Origin of the sequence: Bradyrhizobium sp. SMVTL-02 (assembly GCF_051853005.1) — a bacterium.
Taxonomy (GTDB): Bacteria; Pseudomonadota; Alphaproteobacteria; order Rhizobiales; family Xanthobacteraceae; genus Bradyrhizobium.
The window spans coordinates 516167-534115 of the sequence record NZ_CP182469.1 but is presented as its reverse complement, the minus strand read 5'-3'; the positions used below and the strand labels follow the sequence as shown (position 1 = coordinate 534115).

The window sequence follows — 17949 nt, the reverse complement described above, 5'->3', positions numbered from 1 at the left end:
CCTCCCTTGGCACGATGCCGCAGTATAGCGTCACTATTGGTGGAACTTCTAAATGATTCCCTGCGCAGAAGAGGTAGGTTACCCTTCCCCATGAGGTAGGCCACGCGTTTTCCATAAAGGAGAGAGGGAAGCAGCATGCCACTCGACCCGCTCGCAAAGCGTTTGTTGACCATGATGGCTGCGGCTGGGCCGCAAGCACGAAGCAGGCCCAGCGTCGAGGCGCGGCGGCAATCGCTGGCAAAACTGATGCAGTTCGCACGCACTGATGCGCCTGACGTGACCGCGTCCGACGGCATGCTGCCCGGCCCCGGCGGAGCGCTTCCCTATCGGCTCTATTCGCCTCCCTCTGCAGGCGAGCGCGCGCCGGGCTTCGTGTTCTTCCATGGCGGCGGCCTCGTCGCCGGCAGCATCGCCACGCATGACCGCATCGCCGCGGCACTTGCGCATGCGACCGGATGCCGCCTGGTCTCGGTCGACTACCGGCTCGCGCCCGAGCACAAATTTCCCGCAGCCGTGGACGATGCGATCGCCGCGACCGAATGGGTCGCGCGCCAGGCGCCCTCGCTCGGCATCGATGCGGAGCGGCTGGTTGTCGGCGGCGATTCGGCCGGCGCCACATTGGCGGCGATCGTGTGCCAGGAAGCTTTGCAAAACGCCGGCCTCTCCATCGTGGCGCAATGCCTGATCTGCCCGGTGCTGGATTTCGAGGAGACCTCACCCTCGCGCGAGGAATTTGCCGAAGGCCACCTGATCGACCGCATCACGATCGAAGCCGATCTCGCCGACTACCTGCCCGGGGGCTTCGATGCTTCCGATCCACGCATCTCGCCGTTGCGCGCAAGCAGGCTCACAGGCCTGCCTACCGCGATCATCCACACCGCCGAGTTCGACCCGATGCGCGACGAAGGCAACGCCTATGCGCGCAAGCTGCTCACCGCGGGCGTTGCCGTCGAGCACGTCTGCCATGACGGCATGGTCCACAATTTCCACGCCATGGGCGCGATCCTGCCCCAGGCGCAGCTCGTGCTGTCGCAGATCGGCGAGCAGGTCAGGCGGGCGGTGGAGAGGTGAGGCACTTCGTTAACCCTCTCGCCTTGCGGGAGAGGGTGGCTCGCCGCGCAGCGCCGAGACGGGTGAGGGCTCTCTCTCCGCGCAACAAAATCGCGCAGTGAATTCGTGGAGAGGACCCATCATCCGGCGCTTCGCGCCACCTTCTCCGACAAGGGGAGAAGGAAGATAGCAACGTCACGCCCTCGACCCAATTACCGCCCTCGCCGCCACGACATATTCCAGCCAGTGTGCGTCCGCATAGCGTTGGGCCTGCCGCGCGCAGGTAATGTCGGGCGCATGCGCGGCCGCAATCGTGCGCGCGAAACGCTCCTCGGCGACCGTCACGTCGGCGGGTTCGGCCATGGGTGCAGCGGCGGCAGCAACGGTCGGAGCAACAGCGAGCCCCGCCAGACCGGTGAGCAGGATGCGGCGTGACGTGTTCATGGCTGTCATTCTCCTTTGTCCGGCCTGCACTCTGGCCGGCGGGTGTGTCAGTGCGATCACGGCAGGGTACCCGCGCGCATCCGCGTCGTCCATCGTCTGCGGATAGCGCTTGACCACGGAAGCGATCACGTTCCATCTAACAACGGATTTGCCATCAAATCGTAACGCGTCGGATCGTCACGTGCCCCATCGCAGCCAATCCCGTCGTCCGGCTTTGCGCGGTGCCGCGACGGGACTGCTGTGGCTGGCGATCCCGGCAGGCGCCGCCTTCGCGGCCGACGATGAGGAGGACAAGCCGGCAAAGCCGGCTGTGCCGAACATCTATCTCGACCTGCGCACCAGCTACGCGGCAATCCCGGCGGGCACGCTCGGGCTCGGCTTCGGCACCACCTCGCTGTCGGCGGCCTTCGAATCCCTGGCGGTACGACGAGGCACGACGCTGCCGAACGGCTTGCCGGCGGCAAAGGCGATCGCCGTCGACCTGCCGCTGACCGTCGACGTCACCGACCGCGTCTCGCTCTATGGCGGCGTGTCGGGCTCGACCGTGGACATCGGCAGCGGCTGGTCGTCCTTCGACATCACCAGCTGGAACATCGGCGTGCAGGCCGACCTCTACCAGCAGAATGGCGGCAAGATCCCGACCATCACGCTGCAATCGACCCTGACGCAGTCGGTGCCGAACGAACAGGGCATGACGAATTCCTTCAACAACATCCTGGAATTCGACTACGCGCTCGACGAGGACGAGACGCGGGGCTGGCTGGCCGGCGTGCAATATACCCACACCACCATCGCCAGCCCGTTCGCCAGCATCCGGCCGAACACGATCCTCTATGCCGGCGGCTATTACCAATGGCCGAGCAACTGGAAGTTCACCGGGCGGCTCGGCCTGCAGTCTTTCGGCGGCGCGCAGTTCGCCGGGCGAACGCTGGCTGCGTCCTTCACCCAGCCGACCCTGCGCCTCGACCTCGACCGCATGGACGACAACGACAACCGCCTGTTCGGCATCACAGCGCAGATCGCGTGGACGCCGAAGCCAGCCTACCAGCTGACGCTGCGCACGCCGCTTTACGCGGTGCGCAACTGACTGGGGTCGTAGCGGATTTCTGATCGAGCGCGGCGGCTGCTATCGATCGGGCGGAACGCGTCCCGTATCACCCGTCAAGGAATCGTTAATCCTCATCCCAAAACATCCATCGCGTTACCCCGATGCAAGGAACGTTGCGCGACACTACGCGAGCTTTTCACCGCGTTACGTGTCGGAGTCTGCGAATGTCCCGCTTGGTTTCGGAACGGACGTTCCTCGCCGGGAAAATCTTCTTCGATTTCGGCCAGTCGTCGATCGATTGCATCGTACGCCGGCTGACCGAGGAGGCCGCGACGCTCGAAATGGAGAGCGGCTTGGGCGTGCCCGAGCGGTTCCAGCTCAGGCTCGCGGGGCGCGAGATTCTGGCCTGTCGCGCGGTCTGGCGATCCGACCGCCAGGTGGGGGTCGCCTTCGAGCGGCCGGGCAGCGAGCGGGCGGCGGGCGAGGAGCGGGAACGCTCGTCCGACGCGTTGATGCGCGGCCAGATGCTGGCGCTGCGCGCCGCGCTCGATCATGTGCCGACCGGCATCGTGCTGCTCGACCCTCACCTCAGGGCACGCCTGATCAACCGGTCGTTTCGCCAGATGTGGCGCCTGCCCGACGAGGTTGCCGACAGCAATCCATCCATTCTCACGCTGCTTCACCACGGACGCGACACCGGTGCCTACGAGGTGCCGGACCCCGAGCTCGATGCGCTGGTCACGGAGCGCGTCCGCGTGATCGAGGCGGGTGATCCGACCCCGATCGACCTGCGCCGGACCAATGGCGATGTCGTGCGCGTCCAGGTCACGCCATTGCCCGACGGCGGCCGCATGCTGACCTATACGCCCGTCACCGACATCGTGCGTACCTCCGACGAGCTGAAGCTGCTGCGGGATGCGCTGGAGAATGTCCAGGACGGCGTGCTCCTTCTCGATTCCGACCTGCACGCCACTTTCATGAACCGGCGGATGCGGCGGTTCTGGGACGTCAGCGAAGACGAGGCAGCGAGCCGGCCGGCCTATTCATCGCTGGTGCGGCGCCTGCATCGCGCCAGCGCGCCCAATCTTCCAAACAGCGAGCTCGCGAAGTTTCCGGCGCGGCGCGTCGAAGAGGTCAAGGCCGGCGATCATGTGCGCGACCTGCAGACGCCGGACGGCCGCCGCATCAGGGCCCATTGCACCACGATGTCGAATGGCGGGCGCATGCTGACCTATGTCGACATCACCGATCTTACGCAAAAAGCCGCGATGCTGGAGACGCTCGCCACCACCGATCCCCTCACCGGCCTCTACAACCGTCGCCACTTTCTCGAGAGCCTCGAAGCGGAATGGAGCCGCTTCCAGCGCTACTACCGCTCCGTCTCGGTGCTGATGCTGGACATCGACCACTTCAAATCGGTCAATGATCGCTACGGCCATGCCGTTGGCGATGCAGCGATCAAGACCGTTGCGGCCGCGTGCCTCGACGGCAAGCGCAAGTCGGACATCGTCGGCCGTCTCGGCGGCGAGGAATTCGCCGTTCTGCTGCCCGAGACCAGCCTGTCCCGGGCGAGGACGGTGGCCGAGCGCATCCGCAAGCGCGTGATGAATACGCAGCTCTTTGCCGAGAAGATCCAGTTCGGCCTCACCGTAAGCATCGGCATCGCCGCGGCCACCGCCAGCATGTCCGGCATCGACGCGCTGATGGGCGCCGCCGATCAAGCGCTCTATCGGGCCAAGACTGAAGGCCGCAATCGCTGCATCGGCTTCGCGCCCCCGCCGCCTGCAAGCAAGGCGGCGGAGTGACCTGCGGAAGCTGCGTCTAATCCGGCACCGGCACGTCGAAGGTGTTGAGCGTGACCGAGACCATGCAGTAGACGCCGACGAGATAAGACAGCTCGGCCGCACCGTGCTCCCCGAACTCCTTCACCGCCGCGCGATAAGTCAGCTCCGGCAGCACGCCGCCTCTCACCAGGGCCGAGGCCATGTCGTAGGCGACCGCCTCCTGCTTGGTGAGATCGACCGGCCGCTGGCCGGCGACGATGGTCGCGAGCTTCTCGTCGGAAAGGCCGCGCTGCTCGGCCACCAGCACATGGGCATAGAGCTCGTAGCCGGAACGGAAATGCGAGCCGGTGACGAGGATCGCGACCTCGCGCACGGCCGCCGGCAGCAACGGATTCGACGCGATCGCCTTGACCAGCTCCCATACCGGCCTGCCGAAGCGCGGCTCGCGGATCCAGGGATTCCAGGGCCCCAGCAGCGCGCCGTCGTCGCGCAGGTTCACAAAGCCCTTGAAGTGGTCCTTGATGCCGGCCTGCATGTCGTCATAGAGCGGCTTCTGTTCGCTGGTCAGATCCTTGGGATCGAGAATGGGAAGGCGCACGGCGGGATCTCCTCGTTGAGAAGAGCGAACGGTCGCCCGCGTGCCTGCACATGGCAAGTGAAGTTGCCGTGACGACCGTGCCATTTCGCAAATTGCAGGGCAATATCAGCTACGAGGCCTTTGGACCTCGTGCGCCCTGCGGATTGACGACGTCGTCGACGTCAAGGGCCAGCGGCTCACCTGTGTCGAGGAACGAGGACAGCGCCGCCTCGACCGGTGCCGGATCGAGGCCGCGCGCTTTCAGCCATTCGCCCTCATAGTAGGTCTGCCGGTAGCGCTCGCCGGAATCGCAGATCAGCGTCACCAGCGATCCCGTCACATTCGCCTTGCGCATCTCCGAGGCAAGCCGGCATAGCGCCAGGAAATTGGTGCCGGTGGAGCCGCCGACCACGCGGCGCAGCCGGCGCGACAGCACGTTCATCGCCGCGATCGTCGCCGCATCCGGGATCTTCATCATGCGGTCGACGACGCCCGGCACGAAGGATGGCTCGCAGCGGGGACGGCCAACGCCTTCGATCAGCGACGGACGGTCACAAACCCGGGAACGGTCCTGCGAGCGGAAGCAGTCGAAGAAGGCGGATTGCTCGACATCGGCGACGCACAGCCGCGTCGGATACTGGCGATAGCGCAGATAGCGTCCGATGGTGGCAGAGGTGCCGCCGGTGCCCGCGCCCATCACGATCCAGTCCGGGATCGGCCGCGGCTCGCCCGCCAATTGCGTGAAGATCGATTCGGCGATGTTGTTGTTGCCGCGCCAGTCGGTGGCGCGCTCGGCGAAGGTGAACTGGTCCATGTAATGGCCGTTCAGCCGAGCGGCGAGCGCGGCAGCCTCCGCATAGAGCGCGCGGCCGTCGTCGATCAGATGGCAGTTGCCGCCGTAGTGCTCGATCGCCGCGATCTTCTCCGCCGAGGTCGTGCGCGGCATCACGGCATAGAAGGGCACGCCGATCATCTGCGCGAAATAGGCCTCCGACACCGCGGTCGATCCCGACGACGCCTCGACGACGGGCGTGCCTTCGCGGATGTGGCCGTTGCAGAGCGCGTAGAGAAACAGCGAGCGCGCCAGACGATGCTTCAGGCTGCCGGTCGGATGCGTGGATTCATCCTTCAGATAGATGTCGATGCCTGACAGCGCCGGCACGATCAGCCGGATCAGGTGCGTATCGGCGGTGCGGCACTGGTCGGCCTCGATCGCGGCGACGGCCTCGTCGACCCAGCCGCGCCGGTAGGCCGGCCCGGCCGGGTTGTGCTGGCGGAAGGGGAATGTCTGCATCGCCCGAATCTCTCATGACGCGGATCGCGCATCAATAGCCGAGGCCTAGAACTCCAGCGGCGCGTTGTCGACGACCTCCTTCATCACGAAGAAGGTGCGGGTCTGGCGCACGCCGGGCAGCGCGATGAGCTGCTCGCCATGGATGCGGTTGAAGTCCTCCATGTCGCCGACCCGGATCTTGAGGAAGTAGTCGAAGTCGCCGGCGACGAGGTGGCAGTCGAGCACGAATTTCAGCTTGGCGACCGCCTGCTCGAAGATGGCAAAACTCTCCGGCGTCGAGCGGTCGAGCACGACGCCAACCATCACCAGCGTGCCCTTCGCCACCTTCTTCGGGGCGACCATGGCGCGCACAGTGGCGATGAACCCGTCCTCGAACAGGCGCTGGGTGCGGCGGTGGCAGGTGGCGGGGCTGATCGCGACCGTTTCGGCCAGCTCGGCATTGCTGAGCCGGCCATTATTTTGCAGCAATCTCAAGATCTTAAGGTCAGTTCGATCGAGTCGGGTGGCCATGGAAGAAGCTTCCGAAAATACGGACTATTGCGGAAGAAATGATATCCAATGGCGCCGTTAGCGCAAGGAGACGTGCAATATCGACGCAATATTTGAGAGCACATTTTCCCGCGGCAATGCTAGCCAGCCGAAGATCAACGCCAATCGGGATGACCTGACCATGCTGGAAAAATTCGCGCGCTACCCGCTGACCTTCGGCCCGACGCCCATCGAGAAGCTGGAGCGGCTGTCAAAGCATCTCGGCGGCAATGTCGAGATCTATGCCAAGCGCGAAGACTGCAATTCCGGCCTCGCCTATGGCGGCAACAAGCTGCGCAAGCTCGAATACATCATCCCGGATGCGATCGCCTCCAATGCCGACACGCTGGTGTCGATCGGCGGCGTGCAATCCAACCACACCCGCATGATCGCCGCCGTCGCCGCCAAGATCGGCATGAAGTGCCGGCTCGTTCAGGAAGCCTGGGTGCCGCACGAGGACGCCGTCTATGACCGCGTCGGCAACATCATGCTCTCGCGCATCATGGGTGCCGACGTGCGCCTCGTCGACGACGGCTTCGATATCGGCATCCGCAAGAGCTGGGAGCAGGCGATCGAAGAAGTGAAGGCGGCGGGCGGCAAGCCCTACGCGATTCCCGCCGGCGCATCCGTGCACAAATATGGCGGGCTCGGCTATGTCGGCTTCGCCGAGGAAGTGCGCAAGCAGGAGAAGGAACTCGGCTTCAAGTTCGACTACATCATCGTCTGCACCGTCACCGGCTCCACCCATGCCGGCATGCTGGTCGGCTTTGCCGCCGACGGCCGCGCCCGCAAGGTGATCGGCATCGACGCGTCCTTCACGCCGGCGCAGACCAAGGCGCAGGTGCTCTCGATCGCGCAGAACACCGCAAAGCTCGTCGAGCTCGGCAAGGACATTGTCGCCGACGACGTCGTGCTGATCGAGGATTACGCCTATCCTGCCTATGGCGTGCCGTCGGAGTTGACCAAGGAAGCGATCCGCCTCACCGCGCGCCTCGAAGCCATGATCACCGACCCCGTCTACGAGGGCAAGTCGATGCAGGGCCTGATCGACCTGACGAAGAAGGGCTATTTCGAAAAGGGCGCGAAGATCCTCTACGCCCATCTCGGCGGGGCGCCGGCGCTGAACGGCTATGGCTACGCGTTCCGGAACGGGTGAGTAGCCGAGTTCACGCCGCGTACACCGGGGTCGTCCCGGGCAAGCGTCAGCGCAGACCCGAGACCCATATCCACGGAATTGCGTTTGCCGGAGACTCGCAGTTACCAGCTTGCAATAACCACATCGTCCTGTGGCTATGGATCCCGGATCAGCGCGCGATTTAAGCGCGCTTGTCCGGGATGACGATGTGGAGAGATCGGGGCGACCTACCGCGTCCTGATGATCTGCAGCAGCTCGTCGCCGTAATGCTCGAGCTTCTTGTCGCCGATGCCGGGGACGTTGCGCAGCTCGTCCAGCGTGGTCGGCCAGGCCCGCACGATGCCGTCGATGGTGGCATCGTGCAGCACCACATAGGCCGGCACGCCGCGCTCGCGTGCGACCTCCGAGCGCCAGGACCGCAGGCGCGCGCGCAATTCGGGATCGACGTCGCCCTGCGGTGCGCTCGCTGCGGGCGCGAGATCGCCGCGGCGGGATTTTGCGCGGCCGGAGCGGATGCGGGTGCCGGGCGCCTCCTCCCGCAGCCAGACTTCCGTTTCTCCGCGCAGCACGCCGCGCGCCGACTCCGTCAGGGTCAGCGCGCCATAGGCCTCGCTTTCGCTCTGCAAATGGCCCATCGCCACCAGCTGCCGCAGCACCGTGCGCCATTGCTTCTCGTTGAGCTCGCGCCCGATGCCGAACACCGATAGCTTGTCATGACCGAACTGCGTGACCTTCTCGGTCAGACGCCCGACCAGCACGTCGATCAGGTGCATCGCGCCAAAGCGCTGTCCGGTGCGGTAGACGCAGGACAACAGCTTCTGCGCCAGCACCTTGCCGTCGCGCATCTTCGGCGGCGTCAGGCAGTTGTCGCAATTGCCGCAGGTCTCGGCCGTCACGACCTCGCCGAAATAGCCGAGCAGCCGCCTGCGCCGGCAATGCGCGGTTTCGGCGAGGCCAACCAGCGCATCGAGCTTGCGGATCGAGACCCGCTTGAAATCCTCTGACCCGGCCGACTCGTCGATCATGCGGCGCTGCTGCACGATGTCGGAGAGGCCGTAGGCCATCCAGGCCGCCGACGGCTTGCCGTCGCGGCCGGCCCGCCCCGTCTCCTGGTAATAGGCCTCGATGCTCTTGGGCAGGTCGAGATGGGCGACGAAGCGCACATCGGGCTTGTCGATGCCCATGCCGAAGGCGATGGTCGCGACGATGACGATGCCGTCCTCGTTGAGGAAACGATCCTGGTTGCACGAGCGCACGCTGCTGTCGAGCCCGGCATGATAGGGCAGCGCGGCAATGCCGGCTTCGTCGAGCGCGGTGGCGACCTCCTCGACGCGGTTGCGCGACAGGCAGTAGACCACGCCGGCGTCGCCCATATGGCGCTCGCGGATGAATTCCTTGAGCTGCGACACCGCGTTGCGCTTGTCGACGATCTCGTAGCGGATGTTGGGGCGGTCGAAGCTGGAGACGAATTGCGGCGCGCCGGTCAGATGAAGCCGCTCGACGATCTCCTTGCGCGTCAACTCGTCGGCAGTCGCGGTGAGCGCGATCCGCGGCACGTCGGGAAAGCGCTCCGCGATGATGGAGAGACCGACATATTCGGGACGAAAGTCATGGCCCCATTGCGAGACGCAATGGGCTTCGTCGATCGCGAACAGCGCCACTTTCGCCTGCGCCAGCAGCGACAGGCAGCGCGGGGTTACCAGCCGTTCCGGCGCGACATAGAGCAGGTCGAGATCGCCGGCGATCAGACGGCGTTCGACGTCGGAAGCTTCCTGTGGCGACAGCGACGAATTGAGCGCGGCGGCGTTGACGCCGCCCTCCAGCAGGCCCGCGACCTGGTCGCGCATCAGCGCGATCAGCGGCGAGACCACGATGCCGCAGCCTTCGCGCAGCAGGGACGGCAGCTGGTAGCACAGCGACTTGCCGCCGCCGGTCGGCATCAGCACGAGGCAATTGCCGCCATCGGTGACGTGGCGGATGATGTCGCCCTGCGCGCCGCGGAACCCCGGCAGGCCGAAGACCGAATGCAGCACCGACATCGCATCGCGGCCGTTGGCCGGCGCGGGCAGCGGAGCGGTGGAAGGGGCGTTCATGGGCGTGTCGGAGGGCGGCCGTGGGATTCGTCACAAGGCCAGTCGCATGACGGCGCGGCCGTGGCAAGACTGTTTGGAGGGGCTTGCACCGCTGCTTCCAGTCCCTCTCCCCGTTCTTTCGGGGTCGCGACGAGCTTCGCTCGCGCCGAGAGGGTCGGGGTGAGGGGCTTCTCTCCACATTTGAAGCCGCCGATGGACCTGTACCCCCTCGCCCGGATCACGTCTGACGATGCGATCCGACCTCTCCCCGCAATCGGGGAGAGGTGAAGCAGCTACGCCCCGATTCGTCGCAGCGCCTCTGCGACCGTGACGATCGGCATGTTGCGCTTGTCCGCTGCCTCCAGCGCGTGGCGCATCAGGTGCGGCGTGCAGCCATAGGGGCTCGGCGCATCGGCGACGTCGTGGCTGTAGAAGATGAGCCAGCCGCCGCTTGCGACCGCCTCGTCGCAATAGCGATCGACGCCTGCCGCATCGATCTCGCAATCCACGAGAGGCGACGCACGCAGGAACTGGAGGTCGATGACGCCGCAGTTGACGCCGGGAAGAATGCCGCGCGCCGAGCGGAACGCCTTCGCCAACTGCGGCTTGCGCCAGACCGAGGCGATCCCGTAAGGGTGGGCGAAGTTCTCAAGCCTGATCGAAGAATCGATGCTGCGGAAATGGCTGCGGTTCCGCTCGATCTCGCCGGCCATGGCGGCCTCATCGAGATCGGCCGAACTCCGATGCGAGAAGGTGTGGCACGCAATCTCGTGCCCAGTGTGGTGGAGCCGGACGATTGCATCGTTCGACAGCCCATGCCAGTGATCCGACGGTTGATCGATCAGGCTGCCCGCGATGTAGTACGTGCCGCGTCCGCCATGCGCTTCCAGCAGCGAGGCGCCCTCGCCGGCGGCGCTATCGGGCGCATCGTCGAAGGTGAAGCTCACCATCGGGGCATGCGCAGGCAGCCGGTGCGGCGCGGCACGGAAATGCCGGGCCAGCCGATTGCTCACGCGTCCCTGGAGTGCCGACCACACGACTGCGCTTCCCGTGATTCCGTATTTCTGTACTGAAACATTCGTGCGCCGGGCGAGGCAAGCCTAACGCTTTGGTAATCCTAATGCCGAACCAACGCCCCCCGGACTAGCGCGCCGTGACCGAGGCATCGGATTTCGCGCCGAGATATTGCAGCCAGTTGCGGAACAGCGCCGCCGCCGCGATTCCGGCCGCGATATCAGGACGCAAGTTCAGCGCCGGCAGGTCATTGGTCAGCGCCGGATGGCGCTCGTGCTTCGCCCGCTTCTCGAACCGCGCCAGCTTCTCTTCGGTTACTGCGTCAAAATAACTCACGGGTACGTGCGGATAAGTTTCGCGCTCGCGCGCGAGGTAGCGGCCGATGTCGCGCAGATATTCGCGCTGGAGCGACAGCGCGTCATATTCCGGATGGCCCTGGAAGAACACGAAGCGGCTGGCGTATTGGCGGACGAAGACGTCAACGCCGGCGAGGGCCGAGCGGGTCAGCACCTGGTAGCCGGCCTGCGCGAGGTCGCTTTCGGCGAGCTCGTTCAGACGCGAATGCGACACCTTGAGCGGGGCAGGCGCCGCCTGCGTCAGCGCGTCGTCCGCCACTGCCTCGCAATCAAAGATGCCATGGCATTTGGCTGGCAAACGCCGCCGCTCGATACCGTCGAGATGCAGCACCGCCGCGTGCGCCGCGAGGCATGACCAGATCGTCGAGCGCGTGTTGGCCCTGGCCCAGTCGATAAGTTCGGTGAGATCGCGCCAATACGGTTCCTGGGAGAGCTCGGGCGCGACCGGCTCGGCACCGGTCACGATCAGCCCGTCGAAGCGCCCGGGCTTGAGATCCGCAAGATCGGAATACTCGCTCTCGACATGCCATTTCGCTTCCGCCGAGCGTTTGACCGAGGGCAGCGAGAAGCAGTGGAGGCGGATGCGGCGCGCGCCGGCGGCGGCCTGCAGCAGCTTCATGAACTGCCGCTCAGTCGCCTTCAGCGCCGGATCGGGCATGTTGTTGATCAGTCCGATGGTGAGCGCAGGCCCGGCATGATCGCGCGCCAGATCGCCCTCGGCCGGCACCAGCGCCGGGCTCGATATGCCTTGATCCCTGTCGATCAAGATCGTCATCGGGCCGTCCGCCTACTCCGCGGCCTGGAGGCGTGACGACGGACAGGCTTTTTCCAGCGCCTGGTCGATGTCCTCGATGATGTCAAAGGAATGCTCGATGCCGATCGAGAGGCGGATCGTCTCCGGCAGCACGCCGGCGGCGCGCTGCTGCTCCACCGACATCTGCCGGTGCGTGGTCGAGGCCGGATGGCAGGCCAGCGACTTCGCATCCCCAATATTGACGAGGCGGGTGATCAGCTTCAGCGCATCATAGAAGGTCTTGCCGGCTTCCATGCCGCCCTTGATGCCGAAGGTGAACAGCGACGAGGCGTTGCCGTCGAGATACTTTTGGACGAGCGGATAGTAGGGACTGTCGGGGAAGCCCGTGTAGTTGACCCAGGCAACGCGCGGATCACCGCGGAGGAATTCGGCGACCTTGCGGGCGTTCTCGACATGGCGTTCCATGCGCAGCGCCACGGTCTCGATGCCCTGAAGCAGCAGGAAGGCGCTGAACGGCGACAGGACCGAGCCCAGGGTGCGCTGATAGACGCTGCGCGCGCGCTCGATATAGGCGGTCTTGCCGAAGCGCTCGGCATAGACGAGGCCGTGATAGGAGGCGTCCGGCTTGTTATAGGCGGGGAAGCGATCGGCGTATTTCGCCCACGGAAAATTCCCGGAATCGACAATGGCGCCGCCGAGCGTGGTGCCGTGGCCGCCCAGGAACTTGGTCAGCGAGTGTACGGCGATATCGGCGCCGTAGTCGAACGGCTTGAGCAGGATCGGCGTCGCAACCGTGTTGTCGACGATCAGCGGCACGCCATGCGCATGCGCGATCTTCGCCAGCGCCTCGATGTCGCAGACATTGCCGGCGGGATTGCCGATCGTCTCTGCGAACACCGCGCGGGTGTTCTCGTCGATCAGCTTCTCGATCGCCTCGGGCTTGTCGCTCTCGGCGAAGCGGCCGGTGATGCCCTGGCGCGGCAGGATGTGCGAGAGCAGCGTGTGCGTGGTGCCGTAGAGCTGCGGCACCGAGACGATGTTGCCGCCGTGGTCGGCGACGTTGACGAAGGCGAAATGCAGCGCCGCCTGGCCGGTCGCGACCGCGAGCGCGCCGACGCCGCCTTCGAGCTGGGCGATGCGCTTCTCCAGCACCGCGCTGGTCGGATTGGCGATACGGCTGTAGCGGAAACCTTCGGCTTCGAGATTGAACAGGGCCGCGCCGTGATCGGCGCTGTCGAAAGCGTAGGCCGCGGTCTGGTAGATCGGCACGGCGACCGCGTGCGTGGTGGCTTCGGGTTCGTAGCCGGCGTGAATAGCGATCGTCTCGTTGCGCATCGTGCCACCTCCGCGTGGAGCGGGCCGCACTTATGGGCCTGTATGAGGCGTGTGCGTTGTCCGCCGTCCCTCTGTTAGAGGCGGGTGGTAAAGCGGACAATAATTCGCTTAGAGATCGAGGAAGTAACCCTAACGGTTGTTGGTGAATTGGCTAAAATTCGAGTGAAATCGGATTGATGAATTGATGCGCCATGACGGCCCTGCTGAAAGCTGACCGGACTCCGCGCGTAGCGCGCGGAGTCCGCAAGCGAGGGCTCAGGCCATCGTTTCCCAGAGGCGATGGGCGATCACACCGGCACGCTTCTCGATCGCGGCTGCGGCATCGAGGGCGAGGTCCTCGCGATAGCGGCCGGCAATGAGCTGCACGCCGATCGGCTTGCCCGCGTGGACGGCGACCGGCACGACAGCGCCGGGCAGGCCCAGCACGTTGATCGCGGAGATGAAGCGAATCTCGCCCCAGAAGATCTCCTGCACCCGCTCGACGCTGACGGTGTCGTCGCGCGGGCCCGGTGTCGGCTTCACCGTGGTCGGCGCGAGCACCACCGGATATTCCTCGAAGAACAGCTGCCATGCGCGGATGTGGCCGTTGCGCGCGGCCGTCGCCTGCATCCAGGCCTTGAGATCGAGTCCGTTCGCCTTGGCCCTCATGCCGCCCCAGGCCTTGTGGAAGTCCTCGGTCGTGACCTTCAGCATGCTGGCCTCCTGCATCACCACCGTCTCGTTGGTGATGATGTCGCACCAGGTCTGCCAGACGCCGTTGATGTCCGGCACCTCGACCTCGCTGACGCGATAGCCGGAACGCTCGAGGTGATCGGCAGCCTGGCGCAGCGCCGCGGCGACCGAGGGATCGACATCCATGTCCTCTGGAATCTTCGCCAGCGCGACCTTGATCGGCCCCTTCGGCTTTGGCCCGACCAGCGGCGCCGGCACCCACCAGGGGTCGCGCGGATCACGCTGGCTCATCGCCTCCAGCGCGAGGCGAACATCGGCGACATGGCGCGCGAGCGGCCCTTGCGCCGACATCAGATGCGCCAGCATCGGCCGCTCGGCGGTTGCGCTGCCGTTGAAGGCGGGGATGCGGCCCTGCGTCGGCTTGATGGTGGCAACGCCGTTGCAATGCGCCGGCCAGCGCAGCGAGCCGCCGATGTCGTTGCCATGGGCGATGGTGCCGATGCCGGCGGCAACCGCCGAACCCGCGCCGCCCGAGGAGCCGCCGCAGGTGATGTCAGGGTCCCAGGGATTGAGCGTCAACCCGTGCAAGGGATTGTCGGTGAAGCCGCGGAAGGAGAATTCCGGCGTGTTGGTGAGGCCGATGACGATGGCGCCCGCGTTCTTGAGGTTGCGGACGACAGGCGAATCCGACGGCGCGATCAGATCCTTGTTCGCCGGCACGCCGTTGAAGTTCGGCCGCCCCTCGTAGTCGACGTTCTCCTTGATGGTGATGGGGACGCCGTGCAGGAGGCCGAGCTCGCCGCCCTTGGCGCGCTGCTTGTCGGCCGCATGCGCCGCCCTCAGCGCCTCCTCGCCGAGATCGACGACCACCGCATTCAGCCTGGGATTGACCGCGCGCATCCGGTCCAGATGCGCCTCGACGGTCTCGACGGCGGAGATTGCGCCGGAGCGGATCGCGGCCGCGGTCTCGACCGCGGACCATTGCCAGACCGGTCCCTTCGGACGGCGCGCCGTCCCCGATTTGCGCGGTGCGGCCTTGCTGGCCTTCTTCGCCGTTTTCGCGACGGTGCCCTTCCGGGCGCTGCTCGTCTCGTTCGAGGTCTTCGTCACCTTCTTTGCGGTCGTTGTCTTCTTGGCTGCCGCCTTCTTCGCCACGTCGCATCTCCAAAAAATTGCGCCGCGGAGGTTATGGAGATCACGCGACCGTGTACAGGTGCGTTTCTGCATGGCGCGTTGTCGCGACGCTCTGTCACGCCCGGACGACCGTGAACCTCAGGGCGATCTGGATCGACCTATATACTGGTTGAGTGATTTAGGACATGAGCGTCAAGATTGCCGCATCGGCAGATTCATTGACGCAGCTATTTTGACCTCGACAGATTGGAGCATTGCCATGCTCACAGAGTTCGATGCCGGATACGGCGAACAACCCTTTCGTGATCTGTGCGCCGACCATCCCGGCCCCGAAGCCTACGATCCCCACGATTTCCGCATTGAATGGGGACCGATATTCCACCGGGGCCGCCTCGACGGATCGGCGCGGGTCCTGGTCGTCGGTCAGGATCCCGCCCAGCACGAAACGATCGTGCGCCGAATCCTGGTCGGCACCGCGGGCCGCCGGACGCAGGGCTTTCTGGCCAAGCTCGGCATCACGCAGAGCTACGTGATGGTCAACACGTTCCTGTACAGCGTTTACGGGCAGAGCGGCGGCTCAAAGCACAACAACGAGCCCGGCATCGTCGAGTATCGCAACAAATGGCTCAAGGCCGTGCTCGCGCCCGGCAACATCGGGGTCGTGGTCTCGCTCGGCGGCCTTGCAGACGAGGCCTGGAAAGCATGGCTGAAGACCGCCGATGGCGCGGCCTACAAGACGCTCGCCTATCAGCACATCACGCATCCGACCTGGCCGGAAAGCTCCGCCCATGATGCCGCCACCCAAGCCGCCAACACCAAGATCATGCTGACCAAATGGAATGCGGCACTCGCCGCGCTCGCGCCCGCGGTCAAGCATCCCGACGTCCAGACATCGCTCGTGCCCTATGGCAATGCCTTCAAGCCATCCGAGCTCGTCGACATCATCGCCAAGGACCTCCCGGCAGGCCTGCCGGCCTGGATGCGCGGAGACACGCCATGGGCCGTGCGCCAGGGCACCGACGCGGCCACCAAGCGGCGCAACATCACGATCACCATTCCCGACGGAGTGATCCCATGAGCCCGGCCGCAAGCCCGACGCGCTGGGCGCTGAGCGGCCGGATCGTGACGATGGCCACCGAGGGCGACGTCATCAAAAGCGGGACGATCTTCATCGATGATAGCCGCATCGCCGCTGTGGTCCCCAAAGGAGAACCGGCCCCGGCGGGCTTCGAGACCACAGACCCGGTGGCGACCGGGGGCACCATTTATCCCGGACTGATCGAGCTGCATAATCATTTGAGCTACAACATCCTGCCGCTCTGGCAGGTGCCGCAGCTCTACGGCAATCGCGACCAGTGGCAGAACGCCAAATCCTACAAGACGTCCGTAACCGGCCCGATGAGCGCGATCGCGCTGGCCGATGACGGCTCGCTGCTGCCGGCCCTCGTCCGGTATGTCGAGGCCAAATGCATGGTCGCGGGGACGACGACGAGCCAGGGGATCACGCTGTCGAACTGGAGCGGCACGATCCACAAATACTACAAGGGCGCGTTGCGCGCCGCCGAGATCGGCAGTCCGCCGGATCTGCCGCGCGCCCATTCGAAGATTCCCGACATCGACGCCGAGGACTGGGCGAAGTTCGACAACGAGCTGAAATCGTCGTCGTGCTTCCTGCTGCACCTCAGCGAGGGCATCGACGCCAAGGCGCACAGCCACTTCCTCGCCTTGCGCAATCCTCAAGGCGACTGGGCGATCGAACCGTCGCTGGCCGGCATTCATTGCACGGCGCTGGACGCGACCGACTTCGGAACCATGGCCGAAAATCATGCCAAGGTCGTCTGGTCGCCGCTGAGCAATCTGCTGCTCTACGGCAAGACGACCGACGTCGCGGCCGCCCGCACGGCCGGCCTCACCATCGCGCTCGGCCCGGACTGGTCGCCGTCAGGCAGCAAGAACCTGCTCGGCGAGCTGAAGGCGGCGAAGGTCGTGGCCGCCCATTCCAATCTTGGCTTCAGCGACTACGACATCGTCTCGATGGCAACGTGCAATCCCGCCGCGATCCTCAAATGGGACGCCAAGCTCGGCACGATCGCCCAGGGCAAGTTCGCTGACCTCCTGGTCGTGAAGGGCGTCACCGGCGACCCCTACGGCCATCTGATCAAGTCGCGTGAGCAGGACGTCGTTCTGGTCACGATCGGCGGGCGACCGCGCTACGGAACGAAGACGGTCATGCAAAAGGCGGGCGGAAGCGGTGAGGCCTTCAAGATCGGCGGCAGCGCGCGGGTCATCGACTTCTCCTCACCTGACCAGGATCCAGGGATCGAGAAAGTCTCGCTGGCCGAGGCGACCACCCGCTTGGAAGCCGCGCTCGGCAATCTCGGCACGCTGCGGCCGCATAGCCTCGCCATGAGCGCTGCGATCGCTCGGGGAGCCGTGTCGCGCACCGGATGGCGTCTCGCACTGGACGAGCAATTCGGCAACAATGTCCAACTGCGTCCGCGGCTGGAATATGCCGGTGTCCGGACCGGTCCTGATCTGCTCGCCACCGCAGCGGCGGCGCCCGAGCCGCTGCACCCGATCAAACTCGATGGCCTCACCGTGGTTGACGATCCCGTCTTCATCGACACGCTGAAGAGCGAACCCAATCTTCCGGAAGGAATTGGCGCTGCGATCGCCGCCTTCTATTAGCGATCTCTCACACCAGTGGCGGATTCAGCCGCGCAAAGCCCTCCTGGATGCGATAGGGGTAGTA

The 17949-nt window shown here is 65.4% G+C and carries 15 protein-coding genes; 6 read left to right on the top strand and 9 right to left on the bottom strand.

Annotated features, from left to right (window positions below; all coding sequences use genetic code 11):
• Positions 1 to 135: 135 nt before the first annotated feature.
• Positions 136 to 1071 (top strand): alpha/beta hydrolase, encoded by a 936-nt coding sequence (locus ACNJYB_RS02495; RefSeq protein ID WP_439372546.1) that lies wholly within the window; start codon positions 136 to 138, stop codon positions 1069 to 1071.
• 174 nt (positions 1072 to 1245) lie between these two features.
• On the opposite strand, the gene ACNJYB_RS02490 is transcribed toward ACNJYB_RS02495, so the two are convergent.
• The gene (locus ACNJYB_RS02490; protein WP_439372545.1) at positions 1246 to 1494 is read right to left on the bottom strand and encodes a hypothetical protein; all 249 of its coding nucleotides are present in this window, start codon (positions 1492 to 1494) and stop codon (positions 1246 to 1248) included.
• A 214-nt stretch (positions 1495 to 1708) separates the two neighbouring features.
• Between ACNJYB_RS02490 and ACNJYB_RS02485 the strand changes: the two genes are divergently transcribed.
• Positions 1709 to 2581 (top strand): hypothetical protein, encoded by an 873-nt coding sequence (locus ACNJYB_RS02485; protein WP_439375780.1) that lies wholly within the window; start codon positions 1709 to 1711, stop codon positions 2579 to 2581.
• Positions 2582 to 2766: 185 nt separating this feature from the next.
• On the top strand, positions 2767 to 4347 hold the full coding sequence (locus tag ACNJYB_RS02480) for a diguanylate cyclase (RefSeq protein WP_439372544.1): 1581 nt from the start codon (positions 2767 to 2769) through the stop codon (positions 4345 to 4347).
• A gap of 16 nt (positions 4348 to 4363) precedes the next feature.
• Here ACNJYB_RS02480 and ACNJYB_RS02475 read toward each other — a convergent pair whose 3' ends face one another.
• The 3 genes from ACNJYB_RS02475 to ACNJYB_RS02465 all read right to left on the bottom strand — a co-directional run bounded on the left by ACNJYB_RS02475 (position 4364) and on the right by ACNJYB_RS02465 (position 6707).
• Positions 4364 to 4924, bottom strand: a complete 561-nt coding sequence (locus ACNJYB_RS02475; protein WP_439372543.1) for a carboxymuconolactone decarboxylase family protein — start codon at positions 4922 to 4924, stop codon at positions 4364 to 4366.
• 109 nt (positions 4925 to 5033) lie between these two features.
• Positions 5034 to 6197 (bottom strand): PLP-dependent cysteine synthase family protein, encoded by a 1164-nt coding sequence (locus tag ACNJYB_RS02470; RefSeq protein ID WP_439372542.1) that lies wholly within the window; start codon positions 6195 to 6197, stop codon positions 5034 to 5036.
• Positions 6198 to 6242: 45 nt separating this feature from the next.
• Entirely contained in the window at positions 6243 to 6707 is a 465-nt protein-coding gene (locus tag ACNJYB_RS02465) for an Lrp/AsnC family transcriptional regulator (RefSeq protein WP_439372541.1), read from the bottom strand.
• Positions 6708 to 6867: 160 nt separating this feature from the next.
• On the opposite strand from ACNJYB_RS02465, the gene ACNJYB_RS02460 reads away from it, so the two are divergent.
• Positions 6868 to 7881: a 1-aminocyclopropane-1-carboxylate deaminase gene (locus tag ACNJYB_RS02460; RefSeq protein WP_439372540.1), complete on the top strand. Its 1014-nt coding sequence runs from the start codon at positions 6868 to 6870 to the stop codon at positions 7879 to 7881.
• A gap of 206 nt (positions 7882 to 8087) precedes the next feature.
• On the opposite strand, the gene recQ is transcribed toward ACNJYB_RS02460, so the two are convergent.
• The 5 genes from recQ to ACNJYB_RS02435 all read right to left on the bottom strand — a co-directional run bounded on the left by recQ (position 8088) and on the right by ACNJYB_RS02435 (position 15218).
• Complete coding sequence (gene recQ / locus ACNJYB_RS02455; RefSeq protein ID WP_439372539.1) at positions 8088 to 9953, bottom strand: DNA helicase RecQ; 1866 nt, start codon at positions 9951 to 9953, stop codon at positions 8088 to 8090.
• Between the two features lie 272 nt (positions 9954 to 10225).
• Complete coding sequence (locus ACNJYB_RS02450) at positions 10226 to 10969, bottom strand: polysaccharide deacetylase family protein (RefSeq protein WP_439372538.1); 744 nt, start codon at positions 10967 to 10969, stop codon at positions 10226 to 10228.
• Positions 10970 to 11075: 106 nt separating this feature from the next.
• Entirely contained in the window at positions 11076 to 12077 is a 1002-nt protein-coding gene (gene metA / locus ACNJYB_RS02445) for a homoserine O-succinyltransferase MetA (RefSeq protein WP_439372537.1), read from the bottom strand.
• Between the two features lie 12 nt (positions 12078 to 12089).
• The gene (locus tag ACNJYB_RS02440; protein ID WP_439372536.1) at positions 12090 to 13391 is read right to left on the bottom strand and encodes an O-acetylhomoserine aminocarboxypropyltransferase/cysteine synthase family protein; all 1302 of its coding nucleotides are present in this window, start codon (positions 13389 to 13391) and stop codon (positions 12090 to 12092) included.
• A 255-nt stretch (positions 13392 to 13646) separates the two neighbouring features.
• Entirely contained in the window at positions 13647 to 15218 is a 1572-nt protein-coding gene (locus ACNJYB_RS02435; RefSeq protein WP_439372535.1) for an amidase family protein, read from the bottom strand.
• Positions 15219 to 15456: 238 nt separating this feature from the next.
• Here ACNJYB_RS02435 and ACNJYB_RS02430 point away from each other — a divergent pair, with 238 nt between their 5' ends.
• Together ACNJYB_RS02430 and ACNJYB_RS02425 are read left to right on the top strand one after the other, a co-directional pair.
• A complete protein-coding gene (locus ACNJYB_RS02430; protein ID WP_439372534.1) occupies positions 15457 to 16275 on the top strand; it encodes a uracil-DNA glycosylase in 819 nt (272 codons plus the stop codon).
• Positions 16272 to 17885 (top strand): amidohydrolase family protein, encoded by a 1614-nt coding sequence (locus ACNJYB_RS02425; protein WP_439372533.1) that lies wholly within the window; start codon positions 16272 to 16274, stop codon positions 17883 to 17885. The genes ACNJYB_RS02430 and ACNJYB_RS02425 overlap by 4 nt, the downstream gene beginning before the upstream one ends.
• Positions 17886 to 17949 lie beyond the last annotated feature (64 nt).